The sequence below is a fragment of the Paraburkholderia acidiphila genome, assembly GCF_009789655.1.
Classification (GTDB): Bacteria; Pseudomonadota; Gammaproteobacteria; order Burkholderiales; family Burkholderiaceae; genus Paraburkholderia; species Paraburkholderia acidiphila.
The window spans coordinates 1041563-1062712 of sequence record NZ_CP046910.1; the positions used below are offsets into that span (position 1 = coordinate 1041563).

The following is a 21150-nucleotide window of genomic DNA, read 5'->3' on the forward strand; positions in this document are numbered from 1 at the left end:
AAGACTAAACAGCGGCACTATCGAACGTGTTAGTGCGGAAAGTAATCGGGCAGGCGATAACCCTTGTAGGTCTCGTTGCGCAGGATCGCGGCACGGAATTCATCCGACCGATAAGCCGCGACGATATCGGCGGTTTCCGCTGAGTTGCGGTTCGCCGATTTGACGACGACCTGATTCACGTAAGGCGAGCGCATCTGTTCGAGTGCCAGCGCTTCGGTCAAACGGTGTCCACTCGAAATGGCGAAGTTGCCCTGGATAGCCGCGAAATCGACGTCCTCGAGTGCGCGCGGCGCCTGTGCGGTTTCGAGCGGGACGATGCGAATGCCAGCGGGATTGGCAACCACGTCGCGCTCGGACACATCCACGGGGTTGGGATTCTCGCGAATGCGGATCCAGCCGACCGCCTGGAGAATCTTGAGCGCGCGTTCGAGGTTGACGGGATCGTTCGGCACGGCGACCGTTGCGCCGCCCTTCACCTCGGAGAGCGAACGATGGCGGGTGGAGTAGAGGCCCATTGGCGGTGTCGGCACCTGAACGACGCCGACAAGATCGGTGCCGTTGCGATCGTTGTATGCCTTCAGATAGACACTGTGCTGCATCACGTCGGCGGCGATCTCGCCGTGCCATACGGCCTGATTCGCTTCGAGCCCGGTGCTGAAGTTGACGTACTGAACCGTGTAGCCCTTGCGCTTGAGCTGAGGCTCGACGCCTTCGCGGAATTCGTCGGCGTAAGGACCGGGCACAAAGCCGACGCGCAACACGCGAGCGGCGCTGTCGGCAGCGTGCGCAGCCGGCGATTGCAGCGCAAACAGCGCGATAGTGGAAACTACTGTTTGGATAACTAATCGATTTATCATGATGACTCGATTTAGGGACGGGAAAGGCCGATTATGGTTGCGGCATATTGCGGCGGCCAATATTAAATCGAGATTTACATATCGCCTGGCGACATGGAACACGAAGCAATACGGTTATCTGCGCAGAGCATTAGAAGCGCAGGATTTGATGGTTTTCACTGTGCCGCGCGGCTTATAACATCGGCTTTTTGCCTTATTCACCGTCGATCTCACACCGAGGCAGCCGAGCATGAACGCACGTCGTCACTTCATTCGAATTTCAGCGGGAGCCGCTGCGCTCGCCGCGTTGCCGGTGCTCAGCGCGGGTCCCGTGCGCGCGGCCAATGCGGCGCGAACATTGCGCATAGGGAATCAGAAAGGTTATCTCACTCTTTTGAAAGGACGTGGAACCCTCGAAAAGCGGCTCGCGCCGCTTGGGGTCTCCGTTACCTGGACAGAGTTCGACGCAGGCCCGGTGCAACTCGAAGCGCTCAACGTGGGTTCGATCGACTTTGGCGACGTGGGCGAAGCGCCCCCCATCTTCGCGCAGGCAGCCGGTGCGCCGCTCGCCTACGTCGCGGCCACGGTGCCCCGCCCGCAGTCGGAAGCGGTGCTCGTGCCGCACGCTTCAGCCATACGCAGCGTGGCGGATCTCAAGGGAAAGACCATCGCGCTCAATCGCGGCAGCAACGTCCACTATTTCCTCGTGAAGCTGCTGCAAGCGCACAACATTCAGTACGGCGATGTGAAAGTCGTATTCCTCGCGCCCGCCGACGCGCGCGCGGCGTTCGAGCGCGGCTCCATCGATGCGTGGGTAATCTGGGACCCGTTCCTCGCCGCCGCGCAAAAGACCCTCGACGCGCGCATTCTCGCCGACGCCAGCGGCGTGGTTGGCAATCGCGCCTACTATTTCTCGTCGCTCGGCTACGCGAAGCAGAACCCGGATGTCATCAAGATTCTCATCGACGAATTGAGCCAGATCGACCAGTGGGGGCAGGCCAACCGGGCCGCGCTCGCCAGCCAGCTCGCGCAGTTGTGGGGCCTGCCGAACGCTGCGGCCAGCGAGGCTATTGCACGCGTGCAGTTCGGTACGGGCCCGATCACGAAAGCGATTCTGGCCGAGCAGCAGCAGATCGCCAATACGTTCTTCGACCTGAAGCTGATTCCGAAGCGCGTGAACGTGCTGGAAGCGGCGGCGCCGGGCATCGTCTAGCACCCGGTATTGCATTTCAACCCCGGCCGCGACTCGCGCGCCGGGGTTTTCTCACAAGCCCAACGCGCGGCGCGCCGCCATGCTCCGCAGCAAACTATTGGACGGCGCGTGAATGCGCGCGCACTGCACGTTGCGGTGATGGCGTTCGAGCGGATTGTGCCGCGCAATCCCATGATTGCCCGCGAGTTCGAGCGCGATCTCCACGGCCTGAATGGCGTTGTCCACCACGTTATGCTTGACGAGGGCGGATAGCTCGGCGGGCGCGTTGCCTGCGTCGATCGCCTCGGCATGCGTGCGCAGCAGCCAGTCGTTGCTGGCCAGCAGCATCTCGATGCGCCCCATGCTTTCCTGCACGATGGGAACGGTAGCCAGCGCCGCGCCCCCGAGTGCGGCCGGCTTGCGCTCGTTAAGGAAGGCGAGCAGCCAGTCGCGGGCCGCGCGCGCCGCGCCGTCGTAGACGGTACCGACCAGGCTGAAGTACCACGCCGTGGCGTGCGGATCGCGCTGCACGCCGAGATGGGCCGGCCGCAAGCCGACAACATCGTCGAAGGCGATCGCCACGTCGGTGAACACGACATCGTGACTCGCGCTCGCGCGCATGCCGAGCGGGTCCCAGGTCTCCACCACGCGCACGCCGGCCGCCTCGCGGGGCACGAGGAAATGGCCGAGGCGCGGCTCGGGCTCGTCGGTGCGTGCGAGGACGTTGATCCACGTAAGCAGGGGCGCGCCCGTCACATAGAGCTTGTGACCGCTAATCCGCCACGTGTCGCCTTCGCGGCGCGCGATTGTTTCCGGCAGGCCGCCATGCGAGGGCGAACCGAGCGCCGGCTCGACCTGCGCCGCGTTGACGAGCGCGCGGCCTTCCACGCTCGCCTGCGTGAGGCGTTGCGCGAGCGCGGCGGGCCAGTTGCCCGTGCACTCGCGCGCGTCGTGCACGATCATGGCGTGCTGGCTGTAATGCATCGAGAGGATCAGCGCAACCGACGGATCGCCATAGGCCACTTCGCCGACAATGGCGCGCGCCACCGCAAGCCCGGCGCCAAAGCCGCCGTCGCGGCGAGCGATATTCGCGCGCAGCAGGCCCGCTTCGCGCAACGAGCGGAACTGCTCGAGCGGCGGGGTGGCGTTGCGATCATGCTCGTCGGCCACGGCGGCAAACGCGCGGCCGAGCAGCGCCGCGCGCGCGATCAACGCGGCGGCCTGATCGTCGTCGCGCGCGAGCGCGGCGTTTGGCGTGAAGGCGTTCAAATTGGGCTCCCTGAGCGTTTAGCGTTCACCGCCCGGCGCGCGCGGGTCTTGCGCAGCGCCATGGCGCACGATGCGGCCGAAGAACGGGTGGCCCGGGTCGTTATATCCCGGCGTCGACGGATGGCCGCTTGTCACAAGCGAATCGACGAATGCTTCGTCATCCTCATCGAGGCGATACTGTAACGCCGGCAGATAGTCACGCCATTGCGCCTCCGTGCGCGGCCCCGCAATCGCCGAGGTGATATAGCGGCTATTGAGCACCCACGCCAGCGCGAACTGCGCGGCGGTGAGGTTGCGCGCGTGCGCGTGGGCCTCTACACGCCGCGCGAGTTCGATCGTCTCCGCTCGCCATTCCGTCTCGCTCAGGCGGCGGTCCTGCCGTCCCGCGCGCGTGTCGGCGCCGGGCTGGGCGCCGGGCTCATACTTGCCGGTCAGCACGCCGCGCGCGAGCGGGCTGTACGAGATCACGCCAAGTCCATAGTGCCAGGCGGCGCTCAGCTGCTCCGCCTCGACCTGGCGATTGGCAAGGTTATAGAGGGGCTGGCTCGCAACGGGACGCGGCACGCCCAGCAAATCGGCCACGCGGCTGAATTCGGCAATGCGCCACGCGCGATGGTTCGACAGACCGTAGTGGCGCAGCTTGCCGGCCGCGATCAGATCGCCCAGCGCGCGCACCGTTTCCTCGACCGGGGTGTGGTGGTCCTCGCGATGCAGATAGGCGAGGTCCAGGTAATCGGTACCGAGGCGGGCGAGGCTTGCTTCGACCGCGCGATTCACGTGCTTGCGCGAGGCACCGGTTGCGTTGATATCGCGGCTGCCGCTGCCGGGCGAGAAGTCGAACGGGTTGCCGAACTTCGTGGCGAGCACCCAGCGGTCGCGTTGCCGCGCAATATGGCGGCCCACCACGCGCTCCGATTCGCCCTGGTGATAGACGTCGGCGGTGTCGATCGAATTCACGCCTTGTTCCTGCGCGGCGCCGATGATGCGCTCCGCCGTGGCGTCGTCGGTTTGTCCGCCGAACATCATCGTGCCGAGCGTGAGCGTGGAAATTTTCAGGCCGCTATGGCCAAGTTGCCGGTATTCCATGGAATGTTCCTTGTTCATGCAATCAGTGCGACGTGCGCGCGCTTACCGCGAAATCCAGACATCGGCGAAACTCGCGGCCGTGCCGTCGGGTGAAATGGAGTGGTCGTGCACGCGCTTCGCGGCGAGCGTGACCCACTGCGGCGAGACGAGATTCAGGTCAGGCAAATCGCGTTCCAGAATACGCTGGATTTGCGCGAACTGCTGCTTGCGCTTCGTTTCGTCGCTTTCTCGCGCGGCTTGCGCAAACAGGCTGTCGATTTGCGGGTTGCTGTAGTGCGAGCCGTTCGTGAACGGCACGCCAGGGCGGAAGTTGTCGGTCGTATATAAACGCGCTACGCCGACCACCGGATCGAACAGATTACTCATGCCATTCACGGTGAAATCGAATTGCCGGTCGGTATAGACGCGCTTCAAATAGGCGGCGAGATCCTGATTGCGGATCGTCACGGCGATCCCCACGCGCGCGAGTGCTGACTTGATGTACTCGCCCGTACGCGCGGGCAGGTCGCCAATCGGCAGCGGATCGAGCGTGAGCGCGAAGCGCGTGCCGTCCGGCTTGCGCGGATAACCGGCCTCGTCGAGCAGACGGTTCGCACGCGCCACGTCGAACGGGTAGGGCGTGGGGGCAGCGTCGTAGTAGGGGTTCGACGGCATCAGCGGGCTCGCAGTGGGCGTCGCGTAGCCGTAGTAGATGACCCTGCGAACGACTTCGCGATCAATCGCCGAGGCAATCGCCTGACGCACCTTCAATGCCTTGAGCACGGGATTGTCGAGATTGAACTCGATACGCGCCACGCCCGCCTGGAACTCGTAGCCACGCGTTTCGATACCGAGTTTCGGGTTGGCCTTGAGGCGATCGAGGTCGGCCAGCGGCACGGGCGTATCGCCGGCGAGATCGACCGAGCCGTCCTCGAACGCCGCCGCGCGCGCAGCGGGATCGGCGATGATCTTCACGATGATGCGATCCAGATACGGCTTGCCTGCGTTCCAGTAGTCATCGTTACGCACATATTCGATGTAGCTGCCGCGCACCCATTTGACGAAGCGAAACGGACCGGTGCCGATGGGCGCGTTGTTAGCTGGATTGGCGAGCACGTCCTTGCCCTCGTAGAGGTGCTTCGGCAGGATCGGCGTTTCCGAGGCCGAGAATGCGCGTATCAGCCAGGGCGCCGGTTCGCTGAGTGTCAGCACGACCGTATAGGGGTCCGGCGTGGCGATCGCGGTGACGTTCGCGAAGGTGGTGCGCGCGCGCGGATGCACCTTGCGCAGCGTGTCGATCGACCACGCGACGTCGGCTGACGTGAACGGCGCGCCGTCGTGCCATTTCACGCCGTGCCGCAGATGAAACACATAGCGGCGGCCGCCGTCCTCGATCTCCCATGAGGTGGCGAGCAGCGGCCTGGGCTTCAAATCGAAGTCGTAGTCGAGCAGCCCTTCGATCACTTTCGGGCTGACCTTGAGAACATTCACGGCCGTCGTGGCAACATCCACGAGCGCCGTTGGCTCCGGTGTCACCACGAAATTGAGCGTGCCGCCGTGCGTTTGTGCGTGCGCGGCGAGGTGCGCGAGTACGCTCGCCATGACCAGAACCAGCAGGACAAAGCGGCGCAACGCCGTGCGCAAAAGGAAAGGAATCATCGGTTAGGTAAAGGGCGATCAGAAGGACACAAGCGGTAAAGGGCCACGCTTCACGGGTTAGCCGGCGAACGCCGCACGTCGCGCCAGCGCCGCCTCGAGCGGCGCCGGCTCGACCCATTGCGCGAAATCGAAATCGGCTGCGATAAAACCGTGCTCGAAGAGAAAGCGCTTGAAGTGCGCGAGCGCATCGAGCGCCCCGGCATCGAGCCCGATTGCCAGTTGCCTGTGCAAGCCAGCGCCATACGCACGCGTCACCCAGTGCTCCGCGCTACGCACCTCGCGCGCGACGTAGCGCGTGACCTCGCCGGGATGCGCGCCCGCCCACGCGGCGACATCGAGCGTGCGTGCGAGCACGCGCTCGACGAGGTCGGGACGCTCGCGCAGGAGTTGCGCGTCGACTGTGAGCGGGCGCGGCGTACCGTTGTTCGCGTGCGCGCGGCGATCGGGATGCGCGCCGATGTCGACCAGCACGCGCGCACCGATCACGTTGGCGATGTCGAGGCCCGTCGCGCCCTTGACGAACACCACGTCGGCTTCGCCGCGCAGGAGCGCCGCCGCCTCGCGCGAGAATTCGTGAGCGCGCTGCGCATCGAGCCATTCGGCGAGCGGTACGGATTCATCCGGTTTCGCGTGCGCGAGACCGCGAGGCGCGTGCGGCAGATCCACCAGCTCGACATCGTCAGGCGAGACGTCGATGGCTTCGAGCAGCGTGTGAAAGCCGCGCAGCGCAGTGGCGCGATGAAAATCGACTACTTCGGCACCGCTATTGATCGGCAATCCGAATCGACGCCCTGCGAGCGAGGCGCGTGCGGGCGCAAGTTTCGGATCGAGCGTAATGAGCGCCTGAAACTCGTCGACCCAACTTACGCCGATGAGCCGCGTGTCGCTGCCTTGCGCTCGCGCCCATAGCGCGGGAATGTTGCCGCCCTGACGAAACGACCACGGCTGCGTATGCGTGAAGTGCGAGCGGCGGATGACCGGATCGGCGGCCTCCTGCAACGCCTTCACCTCGATGCCATCGGCAGCGAATTCCTCCTGCAGCAGTCCTTGTTGCGCGGCAATGCCGAATGGCGTGGGCGCGGGGCAACGGGTGTACCAGAGAAGCGTCATGAAGATTCCTCGGTCGCGAATGGGCGCTCGGCGCACAGCGTCTGCGCGGGCAGCATGGAGCAGACGATTATCGGCAAACGCTCGGCGCGTGGTCAAAGAACGAATCGTGAAATAGGTCCGCGTGCGAGCGTGATTTGCTTTGCCCGCATGGTGATGCTGTTCGAATGCGCGTAATGCAGGCCAACGCAGACAGGCGAATAACAAAATACGAATTGCGTGGTTAGTCGCAGGCAAGGCGCTCCCTATACTTTTCCTTTTTGGCAATACGCCTTGAGACCCGACAAAAAGGAAAACTCAATGTCCGCTCTTCCCACTCAATTTCCGCCCGGTTTGTCGTTGCAGGATGCGCTCGCCAACTTGCCATCGCTCGCGAACGAAATCGGCAAAGAAGCGGCGGCGCGCGAAGGGCGCCGCGAATTGCCTATCGAGGGCTTCAATGCGTTTCGCCGCTCGGGGCTAGGGCGCCTTCGGTTGCCCGTGGAGTGGGGCGGTCTGGGCGGCTCGCTCGTGGACGAATTCGACGTCGTTGCGACGCTGGCCGCCGCCGACAGCAATCTCGCGCACGCGCTGCGGATCCACTACGACCAGACCGAGGCGCTGCTACTCTCGGCGCGCACGCCATTCAACGATTTGCAGATTCAGCGCGTGATTGACGGCGCCATTTTCGGCGGCGCTTCGACCGAGCTGGGCACGTCGCGTCCGGGCGAATACACCACGGCGCTCAGGCGAGACGGCGAGCACTATCGGCTCGACGGCCGCAAATACTATTCGACCGGTACGGCCTTTTCCGACTACGCGCGCCTGAGCGTGCTCAACGACGAGGGTCAGCCGGTCGTCGCGATCGTGCCGGTGCGGCGCGAAGGCCTCACGGTGCTCGACGACTGGGACGGCATGGGGCAGCGCATGACGGCGAGCGGCAGTCTCGTGTTCGAGAATCTGCTGGTAAAGACCGACGAGATTACGGAACGGGGCCTCGCCACGCTCGCGGGCCGTCATGGCGGCGCGTTGCGCCAACTCCATCTGGTGGCGGTCGCAGCGGGCATCGTTCGCAATGTGGTCGCCGATGCGAAGCGCTACGTGCTGGAGCACGGGCGCCCCGTATTGCACAGCACGGCGCCCTCCGCGCGCGAAGATGCGTTTATCCAGCAGGTCGTCGGCACGCTCTCCGCGCATAGCCATGCGATCGACGCGCTCGTGCGCGAGAACGCCCGCACGCTCGACCGATCGGCACAAGCGATTCGCGCGGGTGCGCCAGACGCCGATGCGCTCGTGCTGGAAGGCGCATTGGCCACGGCGCGCACGCAACTCGTGGTCAGCAAGCTCGCGCTCGAAGCGGCCGAGCGCCTGTTCGAAGCGGGTGGCGCTTCGGCCACTTCGCGAGCGCACAATTTCGACCGGCACTGGCGCAACCTGCGCACGATCTTCAGTCACAACCCGCTGCTGCACAAGGCGCGCGTGGTGGGCGACTACGCCCTGAACGGCGTGACGACGCACCTCACCGAAGGCCGCGTATTCTGAAAACCACGATTCGAGGGAGTGGCCACGAGATGAGCCGAACTTCGGCGACCGAAGCGTCGCGCCAGCTGCATCTGAACGTCAATATCCTGCATTCGGGCTTCGTGCCATCGGCTTGGCGTCTGGCCGATGCCGATCCTCGCGCATTCGTGGACGTGGGGCACTATGTGCGCGTCGCGCAACTCGCAGAAAGCGCGAAGTTCGATGCGGTGTTTCTCGCCGACAATGCCGCGATCATCGACCAGATCGACTTTCGTCCGATCACGGCGCTCGAGCCCACTGTGCTGCTGGCGAGCATCGCGGCAACGACCACGCACATTGGCGTGATCGGCACGGCTTCGACGAGCTACAACGAGCCGTACAACATCGCACGCCGCTTCGCCACGCTCGATCATGTGAGCCGTGGCCGTGCGGGCTGGAATGTCGTGACCACCGCCGATCTGCCCTCGGCGCGCAACTTTGGCCACGACGCGGTGCCCGATCACGCGCAACGCTATGCGCGCGCCGCGGAGTTCACGGAACTCGTCAAGGCACTCTGGGATAGCTGGGATGACGATGCCTTCGTTGGCGACAAGGCAAGCGGCCGCTTCATCGACGTAACGAAGGTGCGGCCTGTTGCGCACGAGGGGCGTTTTTTCAAGGTGCAGGGGCCGCTGAATCTTCCGCGTGCGCCGCAGGGCCATCCCGTGCTCGTGCAGGCGGGCGGTTCGGGCGACGGCCGCGATCTCGCGGCGCGTCACGCGGAGGCCGTCTTTTCCGCATCGCAATCGTTCGAGGAATCGGCGGCGTACCGGCGCGATCTCAATGCACGCGCCGCCGCCTACGGTCGAACCCAGGGCGTGCAGGTGTTGGCGGGCCTCACCACCATTATCGGCGCGACCGAGGCCGAAGCATTGCGGCGGCGCGACGAACTCGTCGAGCAGATCCCCTGGCGCTACAGCCTCACGCGTCTTGCCGGCACGCTGGGTCTCGCGCCCGATCAGCTCGAGCTCGACGCGCGCTTGCCGGAGAACCTCGCGCTGCCGGGCGGCGGCAACGGCAACCACACGTTCTTTCATGCGACGATCGCCGAGGCGCGGCGAGGCGGCCACACGGTGCGCGAGCTGATCCGCTCGCTCGCGGGCGGCGGCGGGCATCGCGTGATCGTTGGCACTCCGGAGCAGATCGCCGACGATATCGAGCGCTGGTTCAAGGGCGGGGCCGCCGACGGCTTCAACCTCATGCCCGACGCGCTGCCGGACGGCCTGGAAGCGTTCGTGAATGGCGTGGTGCCGATCCTGCAGCGGCGTGGACTCTTTCGAACCGAATACGAGGGCAACACCTTGCGCTCGCATCTCGGGCTCGAACGGCCGGGCGTTCGCGAGGCGGCGGCAGGCACAGAACTTCAGCGCGCCTGAAGCCACGCATACGCGGCGCTTCCCGCGCCGCAAGCCCGCCATTCAGCGGCGCAGCCCGGCCTCATTCAGCAACGGCAGCACACGTTCGCCGAAGAAATCCAGGTCGGGCTGAAAGTCATAGAAGCTCAACTGCACGCCGTCGATGCCTGCCGCGTGAAGCTTGATGATCTTGTCGGCCACCTCCTCGGGCGTGCCCACGATCGCAATGTTGCCGCCCACGGCGCGCGAGGCCGCCTTTGCGCGATCTTCGAAACCGCCGCGCCAGGCGTGCGCGTCGCTGTCGAAGCGGTGAAAGCTCCCCTCGTCGGCGTGCGCGACGATGGCGTCGTGATAGTCGCGCGCCTCAGTAGCGGTCTCGCGGCAGATCACCATCGGATTGATCAGGGTTCGCACTTCGCGTCCATACGCACGCGCGGCAGTCTTCACGCGCGCGACATGCGCTGGCAGCGCCTCCAGCGCGCGATCGATCTGCGGTCCCGCAGGGCTCGTGATGAACACCACGTCGGAGTATCGCGCGGCGAAGTCGATGCCCGCGTCGGAGCCCGTTGCATTGATGAGCAGCGGGCGGCCATAGCGCGGCTTGGGCGTCACGAACGCGCCCTGCAGCCGCCATGCCGAAAGTTCCGGCTCGAAACTGAAGTTGTCCGGTTGCGCCCACAACTGCTGCACGGCGTCGAGAAATTCGGCCGCCATCTCGTAGCGCCGGTCGTGCTCGATGCGGTTCCAGCCAAACATTTCATGTTCGACGGCGCGATGCCCCGTGACCACGTTGATGCCCCAACGCCCACGCGAGATGTGATCGAGCGTGGCCGTGAACTTCGCGAAGTGCAGCGGATGCCACGGTCCGTAGAGCACATGAGTTGTCGCCGCCAGGATGATGCGCTCCGTGCGTGCGGTCAGCGCCGCCAGCGTCATGAACGAGTCGAGCGCTTGACCGTCGAACACGCCGCCATAACCGCCTTTTGGCAGCCATTGCGACAGGGCGAAGACGAGATCGAAGCCGAGCGCCTCGCACTTTTGCACGAGCGCGGCGTTGTAGTCGAACGACCAGTCCGTGCTGCGCGGCAGCGTGGACGCGCTCCATCCGCCAGCCTGAATCGGCAGGAACAGGCCTAGCATCAGCGGTTGCGCGAATGCGCGCGCCACCGGGCTTTCGGGAAAGGCGGCGGGGGAGGCCACAGGCACGAAGGGCGTAGCGGCGGAAGATGTGCGCGGCTCGGCCACGGAAGGTTCGCTCAAGACAGACACCTTGGTTGTTCGTTCAATCGATCGATTAAACACGCGCCGCGCGCGAATAACAAAGAAGCTTTTCTGCTTTCCAATTGAGTGGGCGTGCTGGTGCATTCGCAGGTCGGCGCGCCGGTTCATATGGATAGCAGCATCGCTTGGTTAGCGCGCGAAGAGGCCGTTGCTACGATTGCAGAACTGTCGCCACGGCGCGAATTGACCGTTCTCGCCCATCGCAACGTTTGGCCTCGTCTAGCCTCATTGATATCGGATCGCATCAGCATGTCACGTTTGACCCGTCGAGAATTTCTCATTGCAAGCGGCGCGGCCGCCGCTACCGCGGGGCTTCCCGCGCTTGTCCGCGCCCAGGGCGCTGTTACGCGCAAACGCGGCGGCACGCTGAACGTGCTGATCAATCCCGAGCCGCCCGTGCTGGTCTCGATCTTCCAGACGACGGGCCCGGCACTCGCTGCAAGTTCGAAGGTGCTGGAGGGTTTGCTCGCCTACGACTTCGACCTGCGCCCGCAGCCGCAACTGGCAACCGCATGGACCGTGAGCCCCGATGGTCTGCGCTATACGTTCAAGCTGCGGCAAAACGTACGCTGGCACGATGGCCAGCCGTTCACGTCCGCGGACGTGGCGTTCTCAGTCGATTTGCTCAAGGCGATTCACCCGCGCGGACGCAGCACCTTTGCGAACGTGACGAAGGTAGAGACGCCCGACGCCAGCACGGCCATCATCGAATTGTCGAAGCCCGCGCCATTTCTTCTCAAGGCGCTTTCGGCGGGCGAGTCGCCGATCGTGCCGAAGCACCTGTACGCTTCGGGCGACCCGCTCACGAACCCGCACAACAACGCGCCCATTGGCACCGGTCCGTTTCGCTTCAAGTCGTGGACGCGCGGCGCGAGCATCGTCTACGAGCGCAATCCCGACTACTGGGACGCGGGCAAGCCTTATATCGATGCGCTCGTGTACAAGGTCATTCCCGATCCGGCCGCGCGCTCGGCGGCGTTCGAAACCGGCGCGCTCGACCTGGGCGGCGAGAACCCCGTGCCGCTCACCGACTTGCCGCGCCTCACGCAATTGCCGCAGCTCGTGACCGAAACACGTGGCTACCGCTTCCTCGAGCCCTTGTCGGAGATCGATTTCAATCTCGATCATCCCGTGCTGAAGGACCCGCGCGTGCGCCAGGCCATCGCGCATGCCATCAATCCGGCGGTCGTGCAAAAAACCGTGGCGTACGGCTATGCGGATGTCTCGCCCACGCCGATTACGCCCGCTTCGCCGTATCACGACGCGCAGATCACGCCCTACGCGTTCGACCCGCACGCGGCCGAGGCGCTGCTCGATGCGGCAGGCAAGCCACGCGGCGCGGATGGCGTGCGCTTCAAGCTCACGCATGATTACCTGCCGTACGGCGACATGTACCAGCGGCAGGCGGGCTATGTGAAATCGGCGCTCGCGCGCGTGGGGATCGATGTCACGGTGCGCTCGCAGGATCTGCCGTCCTTCCTCAAGCGCGTGTACGCCGACCGTCAGTTCGATTTCACCAGCATCGGCGTGAACACGCTGTTCGATCCGGCCGTGGGCGTGCAGCGCCTTTACTGGTCGAAGAATATCCGCCCCGGCGTGCCGTTCTCGAACGCGCCGCACTACAGCAGCCCGGAAGCGGACCGTCTGCTCGAAGCGGCATCGGTTGAAATCGACGAAAGCCGCCGCGTGAGCCTCTACAAGCAGTTTCAGCAGACCGTTTACCGCGACCTGCCGATCCTCAATCTCGTCGCGCCGCGCATGGTCACGCTCGCCAACCGCAGGGTGCACGATCACACCGTAAGCGCGCAGGGCCTGGAAGGCAATTTCGCCGATGTCTGGCTCAGTGCCTGACGGGCACAGGAACATTCGACGGAGCCCAACAATGAGCCGAAGCGTCCGCTGGCAAACGATCCTGCGCCGCACCGCCTGGCAGGCGCTGCCCACGGTGCTCGGCATCGTGATCCTCAACTTCTTCCTGCTCAAGCTGATGCCGGGCGACGCCGCCGACGTGATCGCGGGCGAAGCCGGCTCCGCGACGACGGAAACCATGACGCTGCTGCGCGCGAAGTTCGGGCTGGACCAGCCCTTGCTCGTGCAGCTCTGGACCTATCTGAAGCATCTCGCGCATTTCAGCCTGGGCTATTCGCCGCGCTACGACATGCCCGTCATGCAGCTGATCCTCTCACGGCTGCCCAACACCTTGCTGCTGATGGGCGTGGCGCTGTCGCTCGCGCTCGTCGCAGGCATCGTGCTCGGCGCGGTGATGGCGCATTGGGCCGGCAAGTGGCCCGATCGCGTGTTGTCGGTGTGCGCGCTGCTGTTTTATTCCACGCCGGGCTTCTGGATCGGCCTGCTCGCCATCGTGCTGTTCGCGGTGCGTCTTGGGTGGCTGCCGAGCGGCGGCAACGTCACGATCGGGGCGAACCTGCACGGTTTCGCCTATGTCGCCGATGTCGCGCGTCACGTGTTGCTGCCCGCCGCCACGCTTGCCACCTTCTTCGTCGCGATCTACGCGCGCATTACGCGTGCCGCGATGATCGAAGTGCAGCGGCAGGACTTCGTGCGTACGGCGCAGGCCAAAGGTCTGCATCCGTGGCGTGTCACGTTGCGCCACGTGCTGCGCAACGCGCTGATTCCACTCACCACGCTCGTGGGACTGCATTTCGGCACGCTGCTCGGCGGCGCGGCCGTGACAGAGACGGTGTTCAGCTGGCCGGGACTCGGCCGCCTGGCGCTCGATGCGGTGCTGGCGCGCGACTTCAGTGTGCTGCTGGGGGTGCTGCTGCTGTCGTCGTTGCTTGTCATCGTCGCTAACGTCGTAGTCGATCTGCTGCAGGCGTGGCTCGATCCACGTGTCGGATAACGGAGGAACCGCAATGAGTTTCGAATCGCCGGATCTCCCGGTCGAAGCAGGAAGCGCCGCCGCGAGCCACGGTTCGCCATGGCGGCGTCAGCTGGCGTTCGCGCTGCTTGGCCGCCGTGGCGCGGATCGCGAGGGCGCGCCCGCCCAGCGCGCCGGGCACGCCTTCTGGCGAGCGCTGGTGCGCAATCCTTCGGCGTGCGCCGGCCTCGTGCTGCTCGCCGCATTCGTGGTGCTTGCCGTGCTCGCGCCGCGGCTCTACCCAGGCGACCCGCTCGACATGGTGGGCGGCCCGTTCGAATGGCCGGGCAGCGACCCGCAGTTCTGGCTCGGCACCGATTCGCTCGGGCGCGACGTAGCGGCCGGCATTGCGCATGGTGCGCGCGTGTCGCTGCTGATCGGCGCGGCGTCGGCCGGCATCGGGCTCGTGATCGGCACGCTGGTGGGGGCGATCGGCGGTTATTTCGGAGGACTGATCGACGATGCGCTCGTGCGCCTCACCGAGCTGTTCCAGACCGTGCCGTCCTTTTTGCTGGTAATCGTGCTGGTCGCGATCGGGCGGCCCAACGTGGTGGTCATCGCGCTCGCCATCGGCATTGCGTCGTGGCCCACGGTCGCGCGTATCGTGCGCGCGGAATTCCGCACGCTGCGAAGCTCGGACTTCGTGCTCGCAGCGCGCAGCCAGGGGTTCGGCAATACGCGGATCATTGTTGGCGAGATTCTGCCCAATGCGTTGCCGCCGGTGATCGTCACGGCTTCGGTCATGGTGGCGAGCGCCATTCTGGTCGAATCGTCGCTGTCCTTCCTCGGCATGGGCGACCCCAATGTCATGAGCTGGGGGGCGATGATCGGCGCCGGGCGCGATTCGCTGCGCACGGCCTGGTATCTCACGGCGATTCCCGGCGCGGCCATCGTGCTCGCGGTGCTCGCCCTCAATCTGCTCGGCGACGGCCTGACCGAGGCCCTCAATCCGCGGCAACGGCCGCGACCGTAAAGGTGTCACGTGAGCCAACTGCTTGAAGTACGCGATTTGCGCGTGAATTTTGGGGCGCACGAAGCGGTGCGCGGCGTGAGCTTCGACATCGCGGCGGGCGAGACGCTCGCGCTGGTGGGCGAGTCGGGCAGCGGCAAATCCGCTACGGCGCTTGCGCTCATGCAGCTCGTTCCCGAGCCCGGGCGCGTGACGGGTAGCGTGCGCTTCGAAGGGCGCGAGCTGCTGGGACTACCGCCCAAAGCGGTGCGCGCGTTGCGCGGCAAGCAGATCTCGATGATCTTTCAGGAGCCGATGACGTCGCTCAATCCGGTGCTTTCGGTCGGCGAGCAGGTGGTCGAGACGCTGCGCCAGCACGAGGCGCTGTCGCGTCGGGCCGCTCATGCTCGCGCCGTCGAATTGCTCGATCTCGTGCGCATTCCCGAGCCGCAGCGCCGCTTCGACGACTACCCGCACGAGCTATCGGGCGGCCAGCGCCAGCGCGTGATGATCGCGATGGCCGTGGCGTGCCGCCCCCGTCTGCTGATTGCCGACGAACCCACCACCGCGCTCGACGTGACGATCCAGGCGCGCATTCTCGAACTGCTCGGCACGCTGCGCCGCGAGCTGTCGATGTCGCTCCTGCTGATCACGCACGACCTCGGCGTCGTGGCCGACCATGCGGACCGCGTAGCGGTGATGCTGGCCGGGCGCAAGGTCGAGGAAGCGCCGACTCAGGACCTCTTTGCGCAGCCTCGTCACGCTTATACGCAAGGGCTCCTGAGCGCTTCGCTCAATCTGGCCGACGATCTGCACTACCGCTCGTGGACCTTGCCGGAAATCCGTCACACGGCACCGGCGGATCGGGCCGGCGAGGAGGGCGGCTTCGTGGTGGTGCCGCGCAAGGTGCCCGAGCGTGCAGCGCCTGGCGCGCGGGCGGCGGACGCAACGCCGCTGCTCGCCGTGCGCGATCTGCGCGTCGCGTACCCACAGCGCCGTGGCGCGCCGCCGCTGCACGCGGTAGACGGCGTCTCGTTCGAAATTGGCCGGGGGGAGTCGGTCGGGCTCGTGGGCGAATCGGGCTGCGGCAAGTCCACGTTATCGCGCGCGATCCTGCGTCTCGCGCCGGTTGCGACCGGCTCGATCGCGCTCGACGGCACGGATCTTGTCGCGCTGCGCGAGCGCGCGTTGCGGCCTTTGCGGCGCAAGGTGCAGATGGTCTTTCAGGATCCCTATGCATCGCTGAACCCGCGCCGCGCCGTGGGCGATATTCTCGAAGCCGTGCTGGCCGTGAATGGCATGAGCGACGCGACGGCGCGCCGTGCGCGCGTTCGGTCGGCGCTCGAGCGCGTGGGTCTTCCCGCGGCGGCGCTCGCGCGCTTTCCGCATGAGTTTTCCGGCGGCCAGCGTCAGCGCATCGGCATCGCGCGCGCGCTCGTGCTCGAGCCCGCATTGCTGATCTGCGACGAGCCGGTATCGGCGCTGGATGTTTCGATCCAGGCGCAAATTCTCAATCTGCTCGTCGAACTCAAGCGCGAACTGGGGCTTTCGATGCTCTTCATCTCGCACGATCTTTCGGTCGTGCGCTATATCGCCGACCGGGTGCACGTGATGCAACAGGGCAAGATCGTCGAGAGCGGGGACCATCAGGACATCTGGCGCGCGCCGCGGCATCCGTACACGCGCACGCTGCTCGCCGCGATTCCCGGGCGCGAGCTGGAGGCCCAGGCGGCTTGAAGCGCGCGCAGTGGCGCGGCGTTTAAGCGAGTTTGCGTTTCTAGTGTTTCAATGAGCGTTGCGCCGCCTTTGCCGGTCGGCCTCCGATCAACCGCCGATTCTGTCCCCTATGACCAAGCCCACCGAAATCAAGGCCCTCGTATTCGACGTCTTCGGCACCGTGGTGGACTGGCGAAGCGGGGTTGCGAGAGAAGCCGCCGCGTTTCTGCAGCGCCACGCGCCGCATCTCGATGCCTTCGAGTTCGCCGACATCTGGCGACGCGAGTATTCGCCCGCGATGGAGGAAATCCGCAGCGGGCGCAGGCCCTATGTGCGCCTCGACGTTCTGCATCGCGAGAACCTCGTGAAAGTACTGAAACGCAGCGGCATCACCGGGGCGACAGACGCCGAGATCGACGAACTCAACCTGGCCTGGCATCGTCTCGATCCGTGGCCAGATTCGGTCCCGGCATTGAACCGCCTCAAGCGCCGGTTCATCATCGCGCCTTTGTCCAACGGAAATATCCGGCTCATGGTGGATATGGCGAAGCGCGCTGGTTTGCCGTGGGACGCCATTCTCGGCGCCGAAGTGGTGCGCGCGTACAAGCCCTCGCCGCAGGTGTACAGCGAGACGGTGGACATTCTGGGTCTCGCGCCAGCCGAACTGTGCCTCGTCGCGGCGCACAACGGCGACCTGGCCGCGGCGCGCCGGCTCGGTCTTTCGACCGCATTCGTCGTGCGGCCGACCGAGCACGGACCCGATCAGAAAACGGACCTGAACGCCCAGCAGGCGTGGGACTTCGTCGTGGACGATTTGAACGAGCTCGCGAGCCAGCTTGATGCCTCGATAGATTGAGCTTTTAATGGTAATTGCCACGGAGGGCGTCTCTCGAGATCAGGGGCTATATGCGCTGCACAAATTGTGGCTTCGAATGCCGCGAGGGCGCGCGATTTTGCGAGCAGTGCGGCACCCAGGTCGCGCGCACTGCGCCGCTCCCATCCCCTGCCGATTACACGCCTTCGCACCTGGCCGAGCAGATCCACGCAGCGCAGGCGGCTCTCGAAGCACGCGGCAAAGCGCTCAGCGAACGTAAGACGATTACCGCACTGTTTGCGGACATGGCCGGCTCGACTGCCCTCATCTACGGGCTGGACCCGGAAGAGGCGCACCGGCTGATCGCGCCCGTCCTCGAATTGATGATGGAGGCCGTCCACCATTACGAGGGCTTTGTAGCGAAATTGCTCGGCGACGGCATTCTCGCCTTGTTTGGCGCGCCGATCGCACACGAGGACCACGCGCAGCGCGCGCTCTATGCGGCGCTCAGAATGCAGCAGGCCATGCGCCGTCATAGCGACCGCATTCGCCTCGAGCGCGGCATTCCCTTGCAGATACGCGTGGGGATCCACACCGGCGAAGTGCTCATGCGGTCCATTCACAAGAACGACTTGCAAGCGGACTATGACCCGGTCGGCAACACGATCCATATCGCCTCGCGCATGGAGGCCATTGCGACGCCGGCATCGATCCTGGTGAGCCAGTCCACCTACAGGCTGACCGAGGGCTATTTCGAGTTCAAGTCCTTGGGGCAGACGCAGGTCAAGGGCGTGGCCGAGCCGCTTGCCGTGTATGAGGTGCAGGGGCCCGGCGTGCTGCGCACACGTCTCCAGGTGGCCGAGCGGCGAGGGCTCGCACGCTTCGTCGGACGCGAGCCTGAACTCGGGACGTTGCGCGCGGCGCTCGATACGACCCGAGCTGGGCAATGCAGCATCGTCGGCGTGGTTGGCGAAGCGGGCGTGGGGAAATCGCGGCTCTTTCACGAGTTCAAACGTGCGGCGCTAAAAGGCTGCGCCGTGGTGGAGACGTTCTCGGTCTCGCACGGCAAGTCGTTCGCGTATTTGCCGCTCATCGAATTGCTGAAGAATTACTTTCAGATCACCTCGGAAGACGACGAACGGCGCAGCCGCGAAAAGGTGACTGGCCGTGTGCTTTCCCTCGAACGCAAGCTCGAGGACGGGCTGCCTTATTTGCTCCATCTCCTCGGGGTCGGCGAAACCAGTCCGGCCCTTGCGCAGATGGATTCGCAGATTCGGCGCGACCGCACGTTCGAAGCCATCGTGCAACTCTTCGTGCGCGAAAGCGCGCACGAACCCGTCGTCCTGGTGTTCGAGGACCTGCAGTGGCTCGACAGCGAGACGCAGGCCTTCCTCGCTTATCTGGTTGAGCGCGTATCGAGCGCGCACCTTCTGTTGCTGCTGAACTATCGCCCGGAATATCAGCACGATTGGGGCGATCGCGCCGGATATGCGCAACTGACGCTGGAGCCGCTGGGTCGTGCCGATGCACAGGGGCTGATCAGCGCGCTCGTCGGCGACGATCCAACGCTTCTTGCTGTCAAACAGCATGTTCTCGACAAAACGGAAGGCAATCCGTTTTTTATTGAGGAGGTCGTACAAACGCTGGCAGAAGAAAATGTACTCGTGGGAGCGCCCGGGCATTACCGCATGGAAGCGGCGCCGGTCGCGCTGCATATCCCGACCACGGTGCAGGGCGTACTCGCCGCGCGTATCGATCGGCTGCAAGCCGCAGACAAAGCGTTGTTGCAGACGCTCGCGGTGATCGGAAAGACGTTCCCGGCCAATCTGGTCCAGTCTGTCGTCGACCTGCCGGACGACGAACTGTACGCGAGTTTGTCGCGTCTGGAAGCGGGCGAGTTCATTTACGAGCAACCCGCTTTTCCGGAGGTGGAATATGGCTTCAAGCATGCATTGACGCAGGAAGTGGCAGGCGGTTCCATGCTTGCCGAGCGGCGCCGGCTTCTGCACGCACGCATCGGCGAGGCGCTGGAGACGCTTTTCCATGAACGTCTCAAGGACTACTGGAACGAGCTCGCGCATCACTATAGCCTCAGCGGAAACGTAGCGAAGGCGGTCGAATATCTGCAGTGCGCCGGTCAGCAGGCGTGGCAACGTTCGGCTACCGATGAAGCGCTCCGCCAGCTTGGCATGGCGCTGGATCTACTCTCGGGCTCGCCCGAGACGCCCGAACGCGCCGATCGTGAACTCGCGTTGCGGCTTGCTATCGGGCCGGTCTTGATGGCCGCGAGAGGATGGGCGTCGCGCGACGTGGAAGCGACGTATTCGCGTGCGCTGGATCTGTGCAGGCAACCTGGGCGAACGCCGCATCTGTTCCGCGTTCAAACCGGTCTGCGGATGTTCTATCAGCTCAGCGCGGAATATAAAACGGCTAAGGAAATCGGTGAGCGGCTGCTCGCGCTGGCAGAGCGCGCGGCCAATCCCACGCAAGTGATGGAAGCGCATTATCTGCTCGGCATGAGCTTGTTCAGGCTCGGTGACGTTGCCGCTGCGCATACGTACCTTGCTGGCGTGGGGGAATCGTCGTTGCAGGACGCCGGGTCGTTCGATGAAGAGATTTTTGCGCATGGGCGAGACCCGCGCAGCGTGGGCGAAGGCAGCCTGGGGCTCGTTGTCTGGCATAGGGGCTACCCCGACACGGCACTCAAGCATGCTGAACAAGCGATCAGTCGTGCCCGCTCGATACACGATCTGGTCAGCCTCGGACAAACGCTCATCTTCAAGGCCGAGCTTCATCAGTTGCGTCGCGAGCCTGCACAAACTCGTGCCTGCGCCGAGGCCGCCATCGCGCTTGCGACGGAGCAGGGCTTTCCCATGATTCTCGCGTGGGCCACCATGCTCCACGGCTGGGCGCTATCCGAGGCAGGAGAAAAGGAGGAGGGCATTGCGCAAGTGCGTCGCGGCCTCACCGACTACGAAGCGACCGGCGCTCGCCTTGGCCGCTCGTACTTTCTGGCGTTGCTGGCCGAAACTTACGCCACGGCGGGTTTGCCCGACGCCGGGCAACATGCGCTGGCCGAAGCCATCGCGGCTTGCGAAACGTCGGACGAGCGGTATCACGAGCCCGAGTTGTATCGGCTCAAAGGCGAGTTGTCGCTGCTCCCCGCGGGGCTTTCGTGCGTCGCAGTCGCGGACCGTGATGCGGCACACGCGAATTTCAGCGAAGCCATGGCGATCGCCCGCCGCCGGGGCGCCAGATCACTCGAACTTCGCGCGGCGTTGAGCCTCACAGCGCTTCGCGCGCAAGCGGGAAGCGTGCGTGAAGCCCGGGAGATCCTCGCCCCGGTTTATGAATCGTTCACGGAGGGTTTCGGAACGGCGGACCTGCAAGCCGCCAGGCGATGGCTTGACGCGCTCGCTTAGCGCGCGGACCAGCAGGCGCTGGGGTTAGCGCTGCGGCGCGGTACGCCTGGAAAGCAAATGGGCAG

The 21150-nt window shown here is 65.0% G+C and carries 15 protein-coding genes; 9 read left to right on the forward strand and 6 right to left on the reverse strand.

The window, feature by feature from the left end; genetic code table 11:
- Positions 1–29 precede the first annotated feature (29 nt).
- The gene (locus tag FAZ97_RS19255) at positions 30–857 is read right to left on the reverse strand and encodes a MetQ/NlpA family ABC transporter substrate-binding protein (RefSeq protein WP_158760025.1); all 828 of its coding nucleotides are present in this window, start codon (positions 855–857) and stop codon (positions 30–32) included.
- A gap of 229 nt (positions 858–1086) precedes the next feature.
- On the opposite strand from FAZ97_RS19255, the gene FAZ97_RS19260 reads away from it, so the two are divergent.
- Positions 1087–2049 carry a sulfonate ABC transporter substrate-binding protein gene (locus FAZ97_RS19260; RefSeq protein WP_158760026.1) on the forward strand — a complete coding sequence of 321 codons (963 nt, stop codon included), beginning with the start codon at positions 1087–1089 and terminating at the stop codon, positions 2047–2049.
- A 51-nt stretch (positions 2050–2100) separates the two neighbouring features.
- Here the strand turns inward: FAZ97_RS19260 and FAZ97_RS19265 are convergent, their stop codons facing one another.
- The 4 genes from FAZ97_RS19265 to FAZ97_RS19280 form a co-directional block, all read right to left on the reverse strand.
- Positions 2101–3297, reverse strand: coding sequence for an acyl-CoA dehydrogenase family protein (locus FAZ97_RS19265; RefSeq protein ID WP_158760027.1), 1197 nt, complete (start codon positions 3295–3297; stop codon positions 2101–2103).
- 18 nt (positions 3298–3315) lie between these two features.
- Complete coding sequence (locus FAZ97_RS19270) at positions 3316–4383, reverse strand: aldo/keto reductase (RefSeq protein WP_158760028.1); 1068 nt, start codon at positions 4381–4383, stop codon at positions 3316–3318.
- Between the two features lie 42 nt (positions 4384–4425).
- Complete coding sequence (locus tag FAZ97_RS19275) at positions 4426–5964, reverse strand: ABC transporter substrate-binding protein (RefSeq protein ID WP_233271793.1); 1539 nt, start codon at positions 5962–5964, stop codon at positions 4426–4428.
- Between the two features lie 114 nt (positions 5965–6078).
- Entirely contained in the window at positions 6079–7131 is a 1053-nt protein-coding gene (locus FAZ97_RS19280; RefSeq protein ID WP_158760030.1) for an ABC transporter substrate-binding protein, read from the reverse strand.
- A gap of 297 nt (positions 7132–7428) precedes the next feature.
- Between FAZ97_RS19280 and FAZ97_RS19285 the strand changes: the two genes are divergently transcribed.
- Positions 7429–8649 (forward strand): acyl-CoA dehydrogenase family protein, encoded by a 1221-nt coding sequence (locus tag FAZ97_RS19285; protein WP_158760031.1) that lies wholly within the window; start codon positions 7429–7431, stop codon positions 8647–8649.
- 29 nt (positions 8650–8678) lie between these two features.
- Complete coding sequence (locus FAZ97_RS19290) at positions 8679–10043, forward strand: LLM class flavin-dependent oxidoreductase (protein ID WP_158760032.1); 1365 nt, start codon at positions 8679–8681, stop codon at positions 10041–10043.
- Positions 10044–10085: 42 nt separating this feature from the next.
- On the opposite strand, the gene FAZ97_RS19295 is transcribed toward FAZ97_RS19290, so the two are convergent.
- Positions 10086–11282: an LLM class flavin-dependent oxidoreductase gene (locus FAZ97_RS19295; protein WP_233271794.1), complete on the reverse strand. Its 1197-nt coding sequence runs from the start codon at positions 11280–11282 to the stop codon at positions 10086–10088.
- A gap of 270 nt (positions 11283–11552) precedes the next feature.
- On the opposite strand from FAZ97_RS19295, the gene FAZ97_RS19300 reads away from it, so the two are divergent.
- From FAZ97_RS19300 to FAZ97_RS19325, 6 genes are all read left to right on the forward strand, one after another.
- Positions 11553–13154, forward strand: a complete 1602-nt coding sequence (locus tag FAZ97_RS19300; protein WP_158760034.1) for an ABC transporter substrate-binding protein — start codon at positions 11553–11555, stop codon at positions 13152–13154.
- Positions 13155–13185: 31 nt separating this feature from the next.
- Positions 13186–14166: an ABC transporter permease gene (locus FAZ97_RS19305; RefSeq protein WP_158760035.1), complete on the forward strand. Its 981-nt coding sequence runs from the start codon at positions 13186–13188 to the stop codon at positions 14164–14166.
- A gap of 13 nt (positions 14167–14179) precedes the next feature.
- Positions 14180–15157 carry an ABC transporter permease gene (locus tag FAZ97_RS19310; protein WP_158760036.1) on the forward strand — a complete coding sequence of 326 codons (978 nt, stop codon included), beginning with the start codon at positions 14180–14182 and terminating at the stop codon, positions 15155–15157.
- A gap of 9 nt (positions 15158–15166) precedes the next feature.
- Entirely contained in the window at positions 15167–16870 is a 1704-nt protein-coding gene (locus tag FAZ97_RS19315; protein WP_158760037.1) for an ABC transporter ATP-binding protein, read from the forward strand.
- 109 nt (positions 16871–16979) lie between these two features.
- Entirely contained in the window at positions 16980–17705 is a 726-nt protein-coding gene (locus FAZ97_RS19320; RefSeq protein ID WP_158760038.1) for a haloacid dehalogenase type II, read from the forward strand.
- Positions 17706–17755: 50 nt separating this feature from the next.
- Entirely contained in the window at positions 17756–21085 is a 3330-nt protein-coding gene (locus tag FAZ97_RS19325; RefSeq protein WP_158760039.1) for an AAA family ATPase, read from the forward strand.
- The last annotated feature ends 65 nt before the right edge of the window (positions 21086–21150 follow it).